This is a genomic window from Halomonas sp. TH-94 (assembly GCF_057473365.1).
Window position 1 is genome coordinate 1 of sequence record NZ_JBYCKL010000034.1, and the last position, 17,387, is coordinate 17,387.

Here is a 17,387-nt window from a genome sequence, read left to right on the forward strand (position 1 = left end):
CATTGATCCAACGCACGCCGTTGCAATCGGCGACCAGCTCGCTGCGATGCGCAAGCCCCTTGAAGCGTCGCAATACCTGACACATGGCGGCGAGGGGGAAACCCAAATGAGTGCCCATGGCCAATGCCGCCAGGGCATTGGCCTGGTTGTGTCTGCCGGTCAGGCCCATCTCGCCAACCGCGAGCAGAGGTGTGGCGCCGTGCATCAGCCAGTCGCTACCATTCTGCCGCGCGATGCCCCACTCTTCAGCCGATGGCGGCCGGGTAGTGAAGAGATCCATCGCGGCCATAGGTACCAGCGGCCAGGTCATGGAGTCTTCGGCGTTGACCACGGCATGCCGGGCGCCACGGAAGATCCCCAGCTTGGCGGCGCGATAACCTGGCATGTCGCCATGACGATCCAGATGATCTTCGGAAAGGTTGAGAAAGGCAGCGGTTTCAGCCCCAAGCCAAGGCGTGGTTTCGAGCTGAAAGCTGGAGAGCTCGAGTACATACAGCTCCGCCTCGGGCACCTCGGCCAGCAGATCGAGAGCCGGCGTGCCCAGGTTGCCACCCACCGCCACCTGCCGACCCGCCTCGTGAGCCATCTCACCCAGCAGCGTGGTCACGGTGGACTTGGCGTTCGAGCCGGTAATGGCGGCAATGGGGGCACGCGCCGCCCGCACGAACAGCGCCATTTCTCCCACGACCAGCGGCTCACCCGTAGCCCGACTGCGCCCCTTCTGTTCGGCCAGCCCCGGCGTGTTCAAGTCGATCCCGGGGCTTACAACGATCTCCTCCGCGTCGCTCATGTCGAGCGCGGCGAGCGGCCCGCAGTGAAGCGCCACGCCGGGGTGCGCACGCTCGAAATCGCCCAGCCCCGGGGGCACCTCGCGGGTATCGGCGACCATGAACGGCACGTCATGCCGAGTCAGGTGACGGCAGATGGCGCGGCCGGACACACCGAGTCCCACCACCAGCGTCATTCCCTTTGGCACCTTGGACATTCCAGCCTCCCGCCCGGAGATGGGCCTATCCAGGTTCAGCGAACCTTCAGCGTGGCGAGACCGACCAGCACCAGCACGACGGTAATGATCCAGAAACGCACGATCACTCGCGGTTCCGGCCAGCCCTTGAGCTCGTAGTGATGATGCAGCGGCGCCATGCGGAAGATACGTCGTCCGGTCAGCTTGTAGGAACCTACCTGGAGAATCACCGAGATGGTCTCGAGCACGAAGATGCCACCCATGATGAACAGTACGATCTCCTGGCGCACGATCACCGCCACCACGCCCAGCGCCGCGCCCAGGGCCAGGGCACCGACATCGCCCATGAATACCTGGGCCGGGTAGGTGTTGAACCACAGAAAACCGAGGCCGGCTCCGGCGATGGTGGCACAGAAAACGGCCAGCTCGCCGGCTCCGGCGATACTGGGGATCTGCAGATAGTTGGCAAATACCGCGTTACCGCTGGCGTAGGCGAAAATCGCCAGACCCATGGCCACCATGACGGTAGGCATGATGGCCAAGCCATCGAGGCCGTCGGTGAGATTCACGGCATTGGAGCTGCCCACGATCACCAGATAGGTCAGGACGATATAGAAAACGCCCAGAGGGATGACGATGTCCTTGAACAGCGGCACGATCAAGCTGGTTTCCACCGCGCTGGTGGCGGTCAGGTAGAGCGCCACGGCCGTGGCCAAACCGATCACCGATTGCCAGAAATACTTCCAGCGCGCAGGAAGGCCGCGAGGGTTCTTCTCGACCACCTTGCGGTAGTCGTCGACCCAGCCGATGGCACCGAAGCCCAGCGTGACCACCAGCACGATCCACACGAAGCGGTTGGCCAGGTCTGCCCACAGCAGCGTACTGACGGCAATGGCCATGAGGATCATGGCACCGCCCATGGTGGGGGTGCCTGCCTTGGAGAGGTGCGATTGCGGCCCGTCATCGCGTACCGCCTGACCGATCTGGCGTTCGACCAGGCGCCGAATCATCCACGGGCCCAACCATAAACACAGCAGCAAAGCCGTCATGGTGCCCAGGATCATGCGCAGGGTCAGATAATTGAATACGTTGAAAGCACTCTGGAACTGCGCCAGAAAATTAGCCAGAAAAAGCAGCATGTGTTGCATTCACCTTGATGCGTCAGCTCGTAGCGCCGCCACGACCCGTTCCATGCCAGCGCTGCGCGATCCCTTGATCAGGACACTGGCACATGCGGGCAGATGGTGCAGGACATGGCGCGTCAGCGCCTCATGATCATTGAAATGATACCCGCCGTTGCCGAAAGCCTGGCTTGCGGCCTGTGCCGGCTCGCCGCAGGTCATCAACACGTCGATCCCCTGTTCCCGTGCGTAGCGGCCGACGTCTGCATGCAGTCGGTCCGACTCCTTCCCCAGTTCTCCCATGGCACCAAGCAGGCACCACCTGGGGCCGGGCAGCTCGGTCAGCAGCTGGAGTGCTGCCTTGACCGCTCCCGGATTGGCATTGTAGCTGTCGTCGAGCAAAAGGGTTTCCCTGATGCCGGACACCGGATTGAGTCGTCCCGGCATCGGCAGACTCGCTGCCAGCCCTGCCACTACCTGTTCGCCTTCGAGCCCCAGAGCAAGCGCTCCCGCGGCAGCGGCAAGCGCATTGGCGACGCTGTGACGCCCCAGCAACGCGAGTTGCACCCGACCAATTTGGCGACCATCCACGACAAGCGTGAAAGCATAGCGCCCCAGGACGTCGCAAGCCAGCTCCACGGCCCGTACGCGGCTGCATTCACTGAAACCGAAGTCCAGTACTTCCCGCGGCGAGGCCAGCTGAGCCCAGAGGGGGAAATAGGTGTCGTCGCGATTGAGTACCGCCACGCCGTCACTCCCGAGACCGAGGAGAATCTCGGCCTTGGCCTGAGCGATCTGCCCCATGCCGCCGAACTCACCGACATGTGCCCCGGTGACGTTGGTAATGATGGCCACCTGCGGCCCGGCCAGGCTCGTGGTCCAGGCGATTTCACCGAGATGATTCGCCCCTAGCTCAACCACAGCGTAGCGGTGTTCATCGGTTAGCCCGAGCAGGGTCAGCGGAGCGCCGATATCGTTATTGAGATTGCCCTGTGTCGCCAGGGTCCTGCCATGCAGTCCCAGGAGTTGAGCCAGCAGTTCCTTGACGCTGGTTTTGCCGCTGTTGCCTGTCACGGCCACCAGCGGACCGCCCCAGGCACGCCGCCGGGCACGACCTAGCAGACCCAATGCCAGACGCGTATCGGGTACGACCAGCTGCGGCAGCGGGTCACCGACGGGCCGTTCGACCAGCGCTGCTGCAGCGCCTTTTTCCCGTGCCTCGGCAATGAAGTCGTGAGCATCGAAACGCTCGCCGCGCAGCGCCACGAAGAGGCTGGCCGGCGTCAGCCGCCGGGTATCGCTGACGATGTCGGACAGCGCCAGATCCCGCTCAGGCGCGGTTACGCCAAGCGCAGCGGCCACCTCGCCGAACGACTGCAAGCCGGCGCCGTTCACTGCTGCACCTCATAGCGGGACAGCGCAGAGTCGGCTTCAGCAACGTCACTGAAAGGATGGCGCACGCCGGCAATCTCCTGGTAGGTCTCATGGCCCTTACCAGCGATCAGCACCACGTCTTCGGCGCTGGCCTGCGCGATCGTCTGGGCAATGGCCTCGCTGCGCCCAGCGACGATCTCGCAGCGCTGCCTGGCTTCGGCCGAGACGCCGACCGCTATCTGCTGGCGAATTTCGGCAGGATCCTCGCTGCGAGGGTTGTCATCGGTTATCACCAGCCGGTCGGCATGGTGTTCCGCAGCGTCTCCCATCAGCGGTCGCTTGCCACTGTCACGGTCACCACCGCAGCCGAACAGGCACCACAAGCGGCCCTGTCCGGGCAGGTGGTCGCGCAGTGCGACAAGCGCATTCTCGAGCGCGCCGGGGGTATGCGCATAATCGACGATCACGCTCGGGGTACCGGCTCGGCCAAGGCGTTGCATGCGGCCGGGCACGGGGGTCAGTCGAGAGGCCGCGGCGAACAGCGACTCGAGGTCCGCCCCGAGCCCATAGAGGGTGGCAATCGCCAGCAGCACATTGTCGAGGTTGAATCGGCCCATCAGTGACAGCTCGAGACTGTGCTCACCCTCGGGAGTCGCTATCAGGGCCAGCTGGCCACTGGGTCCTGGCTTCCAATCGATGACACGCAGCGTCGCCGCCGGGTCGTCGCCCACGGCCAGAACGCGTACTCCCTGCGCCAGCCCGGCCAACATCAGACGTGCCAAGGCGTCATTGGCATTGACGACGGCCAGCGACAGCTCGGGACGGCGAAACAGGCGAGCCTTGGCAGCGGCATAAGCTGCCATGCTGCCATGGTAATCCAGGTGATCACGACTGAGATTGGTGAAAACCGCTGCCGTCACCCTGCAGCCATCGAGACGCCCCTGCTCGAGGGCGTGTGAAGAGACCTCCATGGCGACCCGGTCGATACCGGCCGCCGCCATATCGCCTAGCGCTGCCTGCAACGACAGCGGCCCAGGGGTGGTAAGGCCGGAGTCTTCAAGGCGCCCTGGCCGCCCCGTTCCGAGGGTACCGACAAGGCCGGCTTCCCGGCCAAGAGCCGCGCTCAGCTCGGCAAGATAATGCGTGACGGAGCTCTTGCCGTTGGTGCCGGTGACGCCAATCAGCTCGAGCGTCTCGGGCACGTCGTACAGCAAGGCCCCCAGCTCGCCCAGGCGCTGGCGCAGATACGGCAGGCCCAGCACCGATTGCGTCGGCACATGGCCTGGAATCGACTCGCCTGGCTCCAGGTGATACAGCACCTGAACGGCGCCCGCCTGAAGCGCGCCGGCGACATAGTCGCGCCCATCGCTGGTCACGCCGGGTACGGCCACGAAGACGTCGCCAGGCTCGATCCGGCGACTGTCGAGCACCAGACGGCAAGGCGTCTGGCTAGGCATGTCACGCAGGGGAAGATTGGGCCAGCAGCGGCCCAGGGCAGCCTTGAGACGACAAGCACTCACCTGCATCGACGCACCTCTGTCGTTGGGTAGGCAGGATTCATCGGGTTCGCTGGTCCGGTGGCACATCGAGCAAGCGCAGGGCGCTGCCGGTAACGCGGGAGAACACCGGAGCCGCCACGGCACCGCCGAAGAAATCGCCGGCACGGGGGTGGTCGATCATGACGATGGTGACAATGCGCGGGTCGGAAACCGGTGCAATGCCAGCGAAGAGGCTGCGATAGGCATTCTCTTCATAGCCCCCTACCGAAGTCTTGCGTACTGTACCGGTCTTGCCTGCAACACGGTAGCCCGGTACGGCGGCACGCCGCCCTCCGGTAGTCGGCTGCACCGACTGCTCCATGATGCGCAGCAGCTCGTGAGCCACCTGGGGATCGATGGCAGGCTCACCCGCCGGCGCTTCGTCCAGCTTGAGCAGCGAGGGTGGCATGCGCACACCGCCATTGGCCAATGCCGTGTAGGCACTGGCCAGCTGAAGGGCGGAAACCGAGAGCCCGTAGCCGTAGGAGAGCGCTGCCCATTGGCTGCGCGACCAGCGCACCGGGGCTGGCATGTGGCCTACCGCCTCACCGGGAAAGCCGGTATCGGTGCTCTGCCCGAACCCAAGCCGCCGGTACAGGTCGGGCACCAGCGGATCGTCGAGCTCCAGCACCAGCCTCGACATGCCGATGTTAGATGACTTTTCGAGAATCCCCGCCAGGTCCAGACGCCCGTAATTGCGGATATCGCGAATGGTGAAACGGTCGATGCGCATCCAGCCCGGCGAGGTGTCGACCACCACATCGCTGTCGAAGCGACCGCTCTCCATGATTGCCGCCATGGCCAGCGGCTTGACCACCGAGCCGGGCTCGAAGACGTCGACCAGCGCCTGGTTGCGAAGCCCACGCGGGTCCAGACCGGCACGGTTGTTGGGGTTATAGGAAGGCTGGTTGGCCATCGCCAGCACTTCTCCGGTGCGGGCATCCATCATCACGACGACACCACCATCGGCATCGTGCTCGGCAACCGCCGCCTTGAGCTCGCGATAGGCCATGTACTGCAGGCGCTGATCGATGGCCAGCGTCAGCTCGCCGCCGGGCTGGGCCTCACGCAGAACCTCCAGGTCACGTACCAGACGGCCGCGGCGGTCCTTGATGACCCGCCGCTGTCCGGGGGTGCCGGCCAGATAGGGCTGGTAAGCGAGCTCGACCCCCTCCTGCCCCATGTCGTCGACGTTGGTCACGCCCAGTAACTGGGCCACCACTTCGCCCGCAGGATAGTAGCGCTTGTATTCATGCTGCGGATAAACCCCGGGAACGCGCAGGTCGAGCACCCGCTGGGCGGCAACCGGCGTGAGCTGACGGCGCAGGTACATGAACTCCCGCTGGGAAAAGCGTTCCAGCCGGGCATCCAGATCGTCCAGCTCCATCCCCAGCGCCTGCGACAGCATCAGCCTCTGGATGCGGTCTTGGGGAATCTCCTGGGGGTTGGCCCAGAGCGTCACCACCGGCGTGGAAATGGCCAGCGGCTCTCCGTTGCGGTCGGTGATCATGCCGCGGTGAGCCGTGAGCGATTCTGTGCGCAGAATCCTGGCATCCCCCTGCCCCTGGAGAAACGGTCGGTCGAAGACATGCAGGGTCACGATACGTCCGGCCAGCAACAACAGCCCCAGGAACACGGCGCCCAGCACGATGTAGTAGCGTAGCCCGCCCATGGGGGCGCTAGGCGGACGGCGACGGGGGGACACACCACTGCGAACATCCGTACTCATGGCCGGATGACCTCGACTTCATTGACATGGGGCAGGCGCATCTCGAGCCGCTCGACGGCCAGGCGCTCGATACGTGCCGGGGACGACCAGGCGCTCTCCTCCAGCAACAGCTGACCCCATTCGGTCTGCAGCTGGTCTCTCTCTCGTTCGAGCTGCTGGAGGCGCACATACTGGGTACGTGTCTGGTGGCTGGTACCCACCACCACCATGGCGCTGATCAGGCATGCCACGACCAGGCCGATGACCAGCAGCAGACGCCAGCTGGGGCGTCTTTCGGGCGACCAGGCGGCTCGCAACATCCGGGGCGACAGGCGTCCTTGCATGACGTCGGCTCTCAGGTCAACTTGCGCGCAGCGCGCATGACAGCGCTGCGTGCACGGGGATTGGCTTCGACTTCAGACGCCGAAGGCCGCTGCGCCTTGCCCAGCATCTCCAAGCGCTTGGCCAGCTGCTCCTCACGCACGGGAACGCCTCGCGGAAGATCGGTATCGCCACGCACGTGCTCACGTATGAAGCGCTTTACGCGACGATCCTCAAGGGAGTGAAAGCTGATTACCAACAGGTGTCCGCCCGGCGCCAGCGCTTCCAGCGCCTCGACAAGCGCCGCATCCAGCTGTTCGAGCTCACCGTTCACATGGATGCGCAGCGCCTGAAAGGCCCGCGTGGCCGGATGCCTGCCTTTTTCCCAAGCCGGATGAGCCACCTTGAGCACCTCGGCCAGATCGGCGGTGCGCAGAAAGGGTCTTTCCGAACGTCGCGCCACCACCGCACGGGCCAGGCGCTTGGCATAGCGCTCTTCACCATAGGTCTTGAAGACCTGAGCGATATCGCCTTCACGGGCACGAGCGAGCCAGTCGGCCGCACTCTCACCCTGAGTGGGATCCATGCGCATGTCGAGCGGGCCATCTCGCAAAAAGCTGAAGCCTCGTTCCGGGTCATCCAACTGCGGTGAGGAAACGCCCACATCGAGCAGAATCCCAGCCAACTGACCGTGCAGTCCGTGGCGACGCGCGATCTGACCAAGATTGGCGAATTCGCCCTGCTCGATGGTGAAACGCGGATCGGTCAGTGACCTCGCCTCGGCGATGGCCTGCGGGTCCCGATCGATGGCAAGCAGGCTGCCCTGCGCATCCAATCGCTGGAGGATGGCACGGGAATGCCCACCGCGGCCGAAGGTGCCGTCAAGGTAATGGCCACTGGGTGCGTGAACGAGAGCATCCACGGCACCATCCAGTAGCACGCTGGCATGACGAAAGCCATGTCGGCTCGGTTCTGCTGCGGATGGCGGCATGCGCTTTCCTGATCTCTCGAACTTTCATGGACGCATCCGTTCGACCAGACGCGAAAGGTTTGATTAGGGGAGTCGGCCGATAAGCCGGGTTCTGTCGAGGACAGTCATTCATCTAGGAGCCGCGTCACCACGGCCCTCCAGCAACCTACCCGAACCCGACGCGGGCCACGCCATGGGGTTCCTATTTGGTCTTGCTCCGAGTGGGGTTTACCATGCCACGCACTGTTGCCAGGCGCGCGGTGCGCTCTTACCGCACCCTTTCACCCTTACCGGCCTCCCGCAGGAGACGTAGGCGGTCTGCTCTCTGCTGCACTTTCCGTCGGCTCGCGCCGCCCAGGCGTTACCTGGCACCCTGCCCTATGGAGCCCGGACTTTCCTCCCCCTGACCGACCAAGGTCGTTCCGGCGGCGACTGTCTGGCCAACTCCGAGCGCAAGAATACCAGCGTGCCCGAGGCCTCTCAATGTCTTTCCGCGCCGTATCAACGCGTCTCCTTGAGCGTTTGGGCCTGGGCATACCACGTCTTCTTCGCCCCGCCCATCAGGCGTGCCGCCACAGCCGCCGCCTGCTTCACCCCCACCCCTTCGTCCAGCAGCGCCTCGAGCAAGGCATTTGCCTCGAGACTGGCGGCGTCGACACTGCCTCGCACGGCGGCACCCTCCACAATGATCACGAACTCCCCGCGAGCCTGGTCCGGGTCGGCTGCCATGAGCTCCAGCAAGAATCCGGCCGTGCCATCGAGGAAGGTTTCGAATGTCTTGGTCAGCTCCCTCGCCAGCACGACCCGCCGCTCCCCGAGGGACGCGGCTATCTCCTGCAGGGTGTCGCGTATGCGATGCGGCGACTCATAGAACACCAGCGTCTCCTCACGTAGCTCGAGCGCTTCCAGGCGCTGTCGCCGCGCCCCGGCCTTGGCCGGAAGAAAGCCCTGAAACAGAAACCGGTCGGTCGGCAGTCCCGCTGCGCTCAGCGCCGTCACCAAAGCGCAGGGCCCGGGCAGCGGAACGATACGCCGCTGCCGCGCGCGCAGCTCACGCACCAGCACGAAGCCAGGATCGCTGATCAAGGGCGTTCCGGCATCGCTGACCAATGCCACGCTCTCGCCCCGCAGCAGGCGCTGGTCGAGCTGCTCGACTCTCGCCGCCTCGTTGTGCTCATGAAGCGACAGCATGGGAACCGACAATCCCAGGTGACGCAAAAGGCGCGAGGTATGGCGTGTATCCTCGGCCGCTACCACTGCCACCTCACCCAATACCCTGGCCGCCCTGGGACTCAAGTCTTCCAGATTCCCAATCGGCGTGGCGACCACGTACAATGTACCTGGATGACTGTTGGACATGGCGGCTCCTCAGGGAAACTGTCGGGCTTGGCCCAACGTGATTGATTGCCAGGCTCAGAGGAAGGTCTGCACCGCCTTTAACCCTGTAGACAAGGATGGAAAGATGCTGAATTTCCCCCGCGGCCTGCTGGCCACCGTGCTCCTCGCCCTTCTGGTTGCCGGCTGTGCACCGCCCGGCATCGTCGAGCGTGTACCCGACGACGACCCGAGATCTCTGCTGGAACAAGCCGAACAGCAAGCACCGGAACAGGCAGCCGTCAGCAGGCTCGAGGCGGCCGATATCCTAGCACGCCAAGGGCAACGCACACAGGCATTAGAGATCGCCAGCGAGATCGACGACGCCCGGCTTTCCGATGAGTACCGGCTGCAGTGGGCGATGCTGCTTTCCGAACTCGGTGAAGAGCTGGGAGAGCCCTGGGCCGTTATCCAAGCCGGCCAGCTCATCGAGGAGATCGATCTCCCACGCGACGCCGGCTTGATCCTGCGTGAGCGCAAGGGCCGCGCCCTGGGACAGGTGGATGAGCATCGTGCCGCTGCCGCCATGCTGATGTACGTTCAGGCGCGCACCGAGCAGGACGCGCTCAACGACCCCATTTGGAGCTCACTCTCGCGACTCGACGCCAGCGAGCTGGCAAGCCTGCGCGAGGGTGCCGACGAACTTACCCTGGGCTGGCTAGGACTCGTCAGCCTGGTGCGCGAAAGCGATGGCGATATCGAGCGAGCGCTCGCAGCCCTGGAGACATGGCGTGAGCGCAATGCCCAGCACCCCGCTGCCCGCAACGTGCCTGCCGAACTGCTCGCCCTGCGCGACCTGCGCGGCCAGGAAATACGCCACATTGCCATCTTCCTGCCCGACAGCGGCCCCTTGGCCAGCGCCGCAGAATCGATTCGTGCCGGCATCCGCATCCATCAACGCCACAGCGCCGAGCGCAACGGCGGAGTGAGACTCTCGTTTATCGATGCCAGCAGCGGTAATCTCGATGCGCTGTATCAGGAGGCACGCAATCTTGGAGCGCAAGTCGTCATCGGTCCGCTCGACAAGGACCAGGTGAGCGAACTCGAGGCGCGCGACAGCGTGCCCCTGCCGACGCTGGCGCTCAACTACGGTGCGGGTCCCGGCAACAACGCCAACGGTCTGTTCCAGTACGGTCTGTCGGCCGAGGACGAAGCGCGCCAAGTGGCAAGGCGTGCCCATGAGGATGGGCATCGCCGCAGTGCGCTGCTGGTACCCAACAATGAATGGGGCACAAGGGTCGGCCGCGCCTTCGAGGAGGAGTGGCGCAGCCGCGACGGCATCATCACCAACGCCGTGGCCTATGACCCCAATGGCTCGGCCACCGAGAGCACCCGCCGCGTTCTCAGCGGCGGCCGCCCGGACATGCTGTTCCTGCTGGCCTTGCCCAGCTACGCCCGCCAGGTACCGCCGACCCTCGACTACTTCGACGCGGCCAACCTGCCGATCTATGCCACCTCGCATCTCTTCGAAGGACGCCCACAGCCACTTCTGGATCACGACCTGGATGACGTCTACTTCCTCGACATTCCCTGGCAGATTCCGGATGCTGCAGTGGGCGGCGTAGAAGCCCTGCCCTACCTTGACAGCTTCCGTGAGCTTCAGGCGGACTCCGACCCTTCTACCTTCCGACTCATGGCGATGGGGGTCGACGCCTACGAATTGGCACGCCGGCTGCCACAGTTCCAGGTGCTGCCCGAGAGCGAACTCTTCGGCGCCACCGGACTGCTGGTCCCCGGCCGTGATGGGCGCATCGAGCGCCGGCTGCCGTGGGCGCGCTTCGAGCGCGGCGTGCCCCGCCCCATCCTCACCTTCGACCTGCTCGACAATGGCCAGCTCCGCTGATGCCCGCGCCCGCGGCGCACGTATCGAACGGCTGGCCGCCGAGTGGTTGACGACCAGAGGGCTCAAGCTCATTGCCAGCAACCAGCAGTTCAAGGGCGGTGAGCTCGATCTGGTGATGGGAGACGGCGAGACGCTGGTATTCGTGGAAGTGCGCCATCGCGCCGACACGCGTCACGGTCACCCCCTGGAAACGGTGACCGGGACGAAGCAGCGCAGACTGGTCCATGCTGCACGTTTTTATCTCGCACGCAACCGGCTATCATGTCCCTGCCGCTTCGACGTGCTGGCCGTTACCGGCACCCCGCCCGTGCTTGATTTCGAATGGGTTCAGAGCGCCTTCGAGGCGTTCTGACCGGCCCACCCAATGTCCCGCGACAGGACTCAGGAATGGATTTTCAACAACGCATACTCGGTCACTTCAACGCCAGCATCGACACCAAGACCTACGCCAGCGAGGTGCTTCCGCCGTTCATCGAAGTCGCCAGCCAGATGATGGTTCAATGCCTGGTCAACGAAGGCAAGATACTCGCCTGTGGCAACGGCGGCAGCGCCGGCGACAGCCAGCATTTCTCGTCAGAGCTGCTCAATCGCTTCGAGCGCGAGCGCCCGAGCTTGCCGGCCCTGGCGCTGACCACCGATACGTCCACGCTGACTTCGATCGCCAACGACTATAGCTACAACGAGGTTTTTTCAAAGCAGATCAGAGCCTTGGGACAGCCGGGCGACATTCTCCTGGCCATCTCCACCAGCGGCAATTCAGGCAACGTCATCCAGGCGATCCAGGCGGCCCACGACCGCGACATGGCCGTCGTGGCCCTGACCGGGCGCGACGGTGGCGACATGGCTTCGCTGCTGGGTCAAGACGACTGCGAGATACGCGTTCCTGCCACCTCCACCGCTCGCATCCAGGAAGTTCACCTGCTGGTGATACATTGCCTGTGCGATCTCATCGATGAACAACTGTTCGGTACCAGCGAGTAATCCCATGACCTCGACAAGACTGATCGCCGCCATTCTGGCCACTCTCGCCCTGACCCTGGGAGGCTGTACCACCGTTACCGGTGTGGCCAATCCGGGCACTATCGATGAAAACTACGGCAAGCGCACGCTCGGCGCCCAAGTGGAAGATGAAAGCATCGAGACCAAGATCGGGCACAATCTGAGGCGCACCGATGCGCGACTCGGCGATGCACGCATCAACGTCGACAGTTACAACGGCATCGTCCTGCTCACCGGCCAGGTGCCCAGCGAGGAGCTCAAGCGTACGGCCACCGAGGTGGCGATGGAGGTGCGTAACGTACGCGACGTGCATAACGAACTGTCGGTTGCCGCCAATCTTCCGGCAAGCCAACGCCTCTCCGATACCTGGATCAATACGCGCATCCGCACCACGCTGGCTGCCGACCAGAACATCGACACCAGCCGGCTACGTTTCGTGACCGAGAACGCGACCGTGTACATCATGGGGATCGTAAGGCGAGCCGAAGCGGATCGCATCGTCAATGCCGTCAGCGACGTCGGCGGCATACAGCGAATCGTGAAAGTCTTCGACTACCTCGACTGATCGTCGCGCATTACGAAGTCGCCAAAAAGAACGGCAGGTCAAAGACCTGCCGTTCTTTTTCAAGCATCGCCGCCGAGGGGAACCTGACTACTTGATCACCCGAAGCGAGGGTCGCTTGCGCGGCTTCGCACCCTTGCCCTTGTCGCTACCGGGCTTTGCCGACGCATCCTGTTCCGTGTCGACACTGCTGAGCTCGGGCTTGCCCTCGGGCACAGCCCCTTCTTCCTGCGGTAGCGGCATGCTTGGCTCATGCCCGAACACCATACCCACGCCGTTCTCCTTGGCGTAGATGGCCACCAGGGCCGGCATCGGTACCACCACCTGCATCGGCTGCCCCCCGAAACGGGCATGGAAGTAGATGGCATCGTTTTCTATCTGCAGGTCCCGCACGGCCGTGGGACCCACATTCAGTACGATCTGGCCATTCTGCACGAACTGGCGCGGCACGCTCACTCCGGGCAGCTCGGCATCCACCACGATGTAAGGTGTGTGCTGATTGTCCAGGAGCCATTCATAGAGCCCCCGGGCAAGATAGGGACGGCTCGACAACATGGTTCTGCCCTCCTCCATTGCGACGGCGTCGGACAGCCCGACGCCAGGTTCAGGTGCGCATTTCGCGCTCGTTCTCGCTCAAGGACGATACGAAGGAATCGCGCTCGAAAAGTCGCTCCATATAAGTCACGAGCGGCTTGACCTGCTTGTCCGGCAGTTCGATGCCCAGCACCGGGAGGCGCCAGAGTATCGGGGCGATACAGCAGTCGACCAGCGAGAACTCCTCGCTCATGAAAAAGGGCATGTCCTCGAAGATGGGCGAGATTCCGACGAGGCTTTCGCGCAGTTCCTTGCGCGCCTTTTCCACATCCTTCTTGCTACCGCTCACGATCTGGTCGACCAGGGGACACCATTCTCGCTCGATTCGATGCATCCACAGCCGGCTCTGGGCACGGGCGACAGGATACACCGGCAATAGCGGCGGATGAGGAAAACGCTCATCCAGATACTCCATCATGACCTTCGATTCGTAGAGCACCAGATCGCGATCGACCAGGGTCGGAACGCTGTTGTAGGGGTTCATGTCGGCGAGCTCTTCGGGGCGCTGATCGCCATTGACCTCGACGATATCGACCGCCACGCCTTTTTCAGCAAGTACGATGCGCACACGATGACTGAGGTGATCATCGCTTCCCGAATAGAAGATCATCGACGACCGCTTGGCCACTACACCCATGTAACAATCCTCGCATCAATTCGAGCCAGCATGATAGCACGCCACCCGCCTGCTGGTGGGTACGGCATGCGCTCTGGATCATTGGAAAATACACAAGGGGCGCATGGCTCATGACCATACGCCCCCTGCGGCACAATCTACCGATTCAATCGAATCAGTGAATGTCGCGCCAGTACTCACGCTTGAGCAGGTACGCCAGCACACCGAAGATGAAGATGAAGATCAACACCTTAGGGCCAAGCACCTGAGCTTGCAGCTTGGAAGGCTCACCCACGTAGGCCAGGAAGTTGGTCAGGTCATAGACCGCTTCCTCGAACTCAGCCGGCTCCATGCTGCCCGGGCGAGTGACCTGAAGTACGTCGCAAGACTGATACTTGCCGGTCAGCGGGTCGAGTTCGGCCCCATCGACGGGACGGTCCGTCTCGGCGCACACCTTCTCCTGAACGCCCTGCAGCGGCTCGAGCACGTTGGGCATCGCCACCATGTCGAAAACCTCGTTGTTGACCCCATTGGGACGGCTGGGGTCCCGATAGAAGGTCAGCAGGTAGGAGTAGATCCAGTCGGCGCCACGCAGACGCCCGTGCAGCGTCAGGTCGGGAGCCGGAGCCCCGAACCAGTTGGCGGCATCGCCACGCTCCATGGCAATACGCATCTGGTCGTTGAAGGCCTGGCTAGAGGAGAAGATCAGGTTCTCCTCGACCAGGTCCTGCGGCATTCCGAAATCCTCGGCGGCACGTGCGAATCGCTGGTGCTCCAGGGAATGGCAGCCCATGCAATAGTTGACATAGAGCTGCATCCCCCGCTGCAGCGATGCTTCATCGCGCAGATCCGGCGTCATCGAATAGGGCACGTCCGGAGCCGGCGCGGCCATCGCCGCCAAGGGCACCAGCGCGAAGAGCAGTGCGAACAATTGCTTTTTCATTAGCCAGTCACCCTCTCCGGAACGGGTTTGGTCTTCTCCATCCTGGTGTAGAACGGCATCAGCAGGAAGAAGGCAAAGTAGATCACCGTGCAAAGCTGCGCCACGACGGTGCGGATCGGCGTGGCCGGCAGCGCGCCCAGAATCCCCAGGATCACGAAGCTGATGGCGAAGAGCGCAAGCGCCACCTTGGACATCCAGCCCTTGTAACGCATGGAGTTCACCGGGCTGCGGTCGAGCCATGGCAGGACGAACAGCACCGCGATAGCCGCCCCCATGAACACGACGCCCAGGAACTGCGCTTGCAGGCCGAGGAAATCGAAAGTGATGGCACGCAGGATGGCGTAGAAAGGCGTGAAGTACCATACCGGTGCGATATGGTCCGGTGTCACCATCGGGTTGGCCGGCTCGAAGTTGGGCCGCTCGAGGAAGTAACCGCCGCCCTCGGGGAAGTAGAAGATCACCGCCGCGAACACGAACAGGAAGACCGCTACGCCAAATACGTCCTTGACGGTGTAGTAGGGGTGGAACGGGATACCGTCGAGCGGCTTGCCGGTCTCATCCTTCTTGGCTTTGATATCGATGCCGTCGGGATTGTTGGAACCTACTTCGTGCAGGGCGATCAGATGCAGCACCACCAGGCCCAGAATCACGATGGGCAAGGCCACCACGTGCAGGGCGAAGAAGCGGTTCAGCGTGATGCCTGAAATCAGGTAGTCACCGCGAATCCACTGGGCCAGGTCGGGCCCGATGACAGGGATTGCCGAGAACAGCGAGATGATGACCTGTGCACCCCAGTAGGACATTTGACCCCAGGGCAGCAGATAGCCCATGAAGGCTTCCGCCATGAGCAGAAGATAGATGGCCATGCCGAAGATCCACACCAGCTCTCGGGGGGCCTTGTAGGACCCATAGAGCAGAGCGCGGAACATGTGCAGATAGATCACCACGAAGAAGGCCGAAGCCCCGGTGGAGTGCATGTAACGAATCAGCCAGCCGTACTCGACATCACGCATGATGTACTCGACGGAGGCAAAAGCGCCCTCACCTGACGGGTTGTAGCTCATGGTGAGCCAGACGCCGGTAAGAATCTGATTGACCAGCACCAGAAGCGCCAGAGAACCGAAGAAATACCAGAAGTTGAAGTTCCTGGGCGCATAGTATTGGCTCAGGTGCTCTTGCCACATCTGCGTGGCGGGGAAGCGGTCGTCCACCCAGCGCATGAAGCCGCTTTCCGCTTTGACCCGATTCGGATTACCCATCACGCAGCCTCCTCGTCTTCGCCAACGATGATGACATCGTCGGATTCAAAGCGGTACGGCGGAACCTCGAGATTGGTCGGTGCCGGCACGTTACGGAACACCCGGCCGGAGAGGTCGAAGTACGAACCATGGCAGGGACAGAAGTAGCCGCCCGGCCAGGCCGCCATATCCACGTCTTCAGGATCGGGGCGGAAGAGCGGCGAGCAGCCCAGATGAGTACAGATTCCGATCAGCACCGAATACTCAGGCCGGACGGAACGCAACGGCCCAGTAATGTAATCGGGTTGCTGCGGCTCCTGGGAATCGGGATCGGCCAGGCGGGCAGGATCGAAATTCTCGGTGCGCTCGATCATGTCGGGAGTACGCCTGACGATCCAGATCGGACGTCCACGCCACTCCACGGTCATGCGCTGCCCCTCGTCCAGCTTCGAGACATCCGCACTCACTGGCGCGCCCGCCGCCCTTGCCCTGGCACTCGGCTGCCAGGAAGCCACAAAGGGAACCGCCACCCCCACGGCACCCACCGCCCCTACGACGGTTGTGGCCCCCAGGAGCAGTCGGCGCCGCCCTTTGTTCACGCCGTTGTCTGCCATCTTCTGGTTTCTCCCATCAGCTTACCCGTTGATACCGTGCGGAACGAATCCGCTACCACGGATACCAAAAATCCGACATATATTAAGGAATCGCGCCGCTTCGCACAAGGCGAAGCGGTCCTGACCAAGGTGTAAGTTCTGGCGCAATTTATTGAAATGGAAAATAAAAAACCCGGGCAAAAGCCCGGGTTTTTTGCCAGAAACCGGCAGTAATCAACGCTTGGAGAACTGAGGACGACGGCGCGCCTTGCGCAGACCGACCTTCTTACGCTCCACCTGGCGCGCATCACGAGTCACATAACCGGCAGCGCGAAGGGCGGGACGGAAATCCTCGTTATAGTCCATCAGCGCCCGGGTAATGCCGTGACGAATAGCGCCCGCCTGAGCGGAACCGCCGCCACCCTTGACGGTGACATAGACGTCGAACTGGCCAGTCGTTTCGGTCAGCTCGAGGGGCTGACGAACCACCATGCGACCGGTGACGCGACCGAAATACTGGTCCAGCTCACGATTGTTGACCGTGATCTTGCCGGAGCCCGGCTTGAGGAAAACACGGGCTGTAGATGTCTTGCGGCGCCCGGTACCGTAATACTGCTGTGCCATGGTGA

Annotated in this window: 18 protein-coding genes and 1 other RNA gene; 4 read left to right on the forward strand and 15 right to left on the reverse strand. The window is 63.1% G+C overall.

Annotated elements, in window-relative coordinates; genetic code table 11:
- The 9 genes from murD to rsmI form a co-directional block, all read right to left on the reverse strand.
- On the reverse strand, window positions 1–985 hold a 985-nt coding region (murD, locus tag AC2VNO_RS05700; protein ID WP_486933235.1), incomplete at its 3' end, for a UDP-N-acetylmuramoyl-L-alanine--D-glutamate ligase.
- Between the two features lie 35 nt (window positions 986–1,020).
- A complete protein-coding gene (mraY, locus tag AC2VNO_RS05705) occupies window positions 1,021–2,103 on the reverse strand; it encodes a phospho-N-acetylmuramoyl-pentapeptide-transferase (protein WP_228578568.1) in 1,083 nt (360 codons plus the stop codon).
- Window positions 2,104–2,112: 9 nt separating this feature from the next.
- Window positions 2,113–3,480 carry a UDP-N-acetylmuramoyl-tripeptide--D-alanyl-D-alanine ligase gene (locus tag AC2VNO_RS05710; protein ID WP_486933236.1) on the reverse strand — a complete coding sequence of 456 codons (1,368 nt, stop codon included), beginning with the start codon at window positions 3,478–3,480 and terminating at the stop codon, window positions 2,113–2,115.
- Window positions 3,477–4,985, reverse strand: a complete 1,509-nt coding sequence (locus AC2VNO_RS05715; protein ID WP_486933237.1) for a UDP-N-acetylmuramoyl-L-alanyl-D-glutamate--2,6-diaminopimelate ligase — start codon at window positions 4,983–4,985, stop codon at window positions 3,477–3,479. Before AC2VNO_RS05715 ends, AC2VNO_RS05710 begins: the two co-directional genes overlap by 4 nt.
- A gap of 31 nt (window positions 4,986–5,016) precedes the next feature.
- On the reverse strand, window positions 5,017–6,726 hold the full coding sequence (locus tag AC2VNO_RS05720) for a peptidoglycan D,D-transpeptidase FtsI family protein (protein ID WP_486933238.1): 1,710 nt from the start codon (window positions 6,724–6,726) through the stop codon (window positions 5,017–5,019).
- Window positions 6,723–7,049, reverse strand: coding sequence for a cell division protein FtsL (gene ftsL, locus AC2VNO_RS05725; protein ID WP_486933239.1), 327 nt, complete (start codon window positions 7,047–7,049; stop codon window positions 6,723–6,725). Before ftsL ends, AC2VNO_RS05720 begins: the two co-directional genes overlap by 4 nt.
- Window positions 7,050–7,060: 11 nt before the next feature.
- Window positions 7,061–8,017 carry a 16S rRNA (cytosine(1402)-N(4))-methyltransferase RsmH gene (gene rsmH / locus AC2VNO_RS05730; RefSeq protein ID WP_486933240.1) on the reverse strand — a complete coding sequence of 319 codons (957 nt, stop codon included), beginning with the start codon at window positions 8,015–8,017 and terminating at the stop codon, window positions 7,061–7,063.
- Between the two features lie 64 nt (window positions 8,018–8,081).
- An RNA gene (gene rnpB, locus AC2VNO_RS05735) (RNase P RNA component class A) lies at window positions 8,082–8,444 on the reverse strand.
- A 53-nt stretch (window positions 8,445–8,497) separates the two neighbouring features.
- Window positions 8,498–9,355 (reverse strand): 16S rRNA (cytidine(1402)-2'-O)-methyltransferase, encoded by an 858-nt coding sequence (gene rsmI / locus AC2VNO_RS05740; protein ID WP_486933241.1) that lies wholly within the window; start codon window positions 9,353–9,355, stop codon window positions 8,498–8,500.
- A 103-nt stretch (window positions 9,356–9,458) separates the two neighbouring features.
- On the opposite strand from rsmI, the gene AC2VNO_RS05745 reads away from it, so the two are divergent.
- The 4 genes from AC2VNO_RS05745 to AC2VNO_RS05760 are packed head-to-tail and all read left to right on the forward strand — an operon-like array spanning window position 9,459 to window position 12,777.
- A complete protein-coding gene (locus AC2VNO_RS05745; protein ID WP_486933242.1) occupies window positions 9,459–11,213 on the forward strand; it encodes a penicillin-binding protein activator in 1,755 nt (584 codons plus the stop codon).
- Complete coding sequence (locus tag AC2VNO_RS05750) at window positions 11,197–11,565, forward strand: YraN family protein (protein ID WP_228578547.1); 369 nt, start codon at window positions 11,197–11,199, stop codon at window positions 11,563–11,565. Before AC2VNO_RS05745 ends, AC2VNO_RS05750 begins: the two co-directional genes overlap by 17 nt.
- Before the next feature lie 35 nt (window positions 11,566–11,600).
- Complete coding sequence (locus tag AC2VNO_RS05755) at window positions 11,601–12,194, forward strand: phosphoheptose isomerase (RefSeq protein ID WP_228578546.1); 594 nt, start codon at window positions 11,601–11,603, stop codon at window positions 12,192–12,194.
- Window positions 12,195–12,198: 4 nt separating this feature from the next.
- On the forward strand, window positions 12,199–12,777 hold the full coding sequence (locus AC2VNO_RS05760; protein WP_486933243.1) for a BON domain-containing protein: 579 nt from the start codon (window positions 12,199–12,201) through the stop codon (window positions 12,775–12,777).
- Window positions 12,778–12,864: 87 nt separating this feature from the next.
- Here AC2VNO_RS05760 and AC2VNO_RS05765 read toward each other — a convergent pair whose 3' ends face one another.
- From AC2VNO_RS05765 to rpsI, 6 genes are all read right to left on the reverse strand, one after another.
- Window positions 12,865–13,329, reverse strand: a complete 465-nt coding sequence (locus tag AC2VNO_RS05765) for a ClpXP protease specificity-enhancing factor (protein WP_486933244.1) — start codon at window positions 13,327–13,329, stop codon at window positions 12,865–12,867.
- A 49-nt stretch (window positions 13,330–13,378) separates the two neighbouring features.
- The gene (gene sspA, locus AC2VNO_RS05770) at window positions 13,379–14,005 is read right to left on the reverse strand and encodes a stringent starvation protein SspA (RefSeq protein ID WP_228578539.1); all 627 of its coding nucleotides are present in this window, start codon (window positions 14,003–14,005) and stop codon (window positions 13,379–13,381) included.
- Between the two features lie 154 nt (window positions 14,006–14,159).
- On the reverse strand, window positions 14,160–14,927 hold the full coding sequence (locus AC2VNO_RS05775) for a cytochrome c1 (protein WP_228578537.1): 768 nt from the start codon (window positions 14,925–14,927) through the stop codon (window positions 14,160–14,162).
- Window positions 14,927–16,186, reverse strand: a complete 1,260-nt coding sequence (locus AC2VNO_RS05780) for a cytochrome b (RefSeq protein WP_228578533.1) — start codon at window positions 16,184–16,186, stop codon at window positions 14,927–14,929. The genes AC2VNO_RS05775 and AC2VNO_RS05780 overlap by 1 nt, the downstream gene beginning before the upstream one ends.
- Complete coding sequence (petA, locus tag AC2VNO_RS05785) at window positions 16,186–16,779, reverse strand: ubiquinol-cytochrome c reductase iron-sulfur subunit (protein ID WP_486933245.1); 594 nt, start codon at window positions 16,777–16,779, stop codon at window positions 16,186–16,188. Before petA ends, AC2VNO_RS05780 begins: the two co-directional genes overlap by 1 nt.
- 213 nt (window positions 16,780–16,992) lie before the next feature.
- Window positions 16,993–17,382, reverse strand: a complete 390-nt coding sequence (gene rpsI / locus AC2VNO_RS05790; RefSeq protein WP_228578529.1) for a 30S ribosomal protein S9 — start codon at window positions 17,380–17,382, stop codon at window positions 16,993–16,995.
- Window positions 17,383–17,387 lie beyond the last annotated feature (5 nt).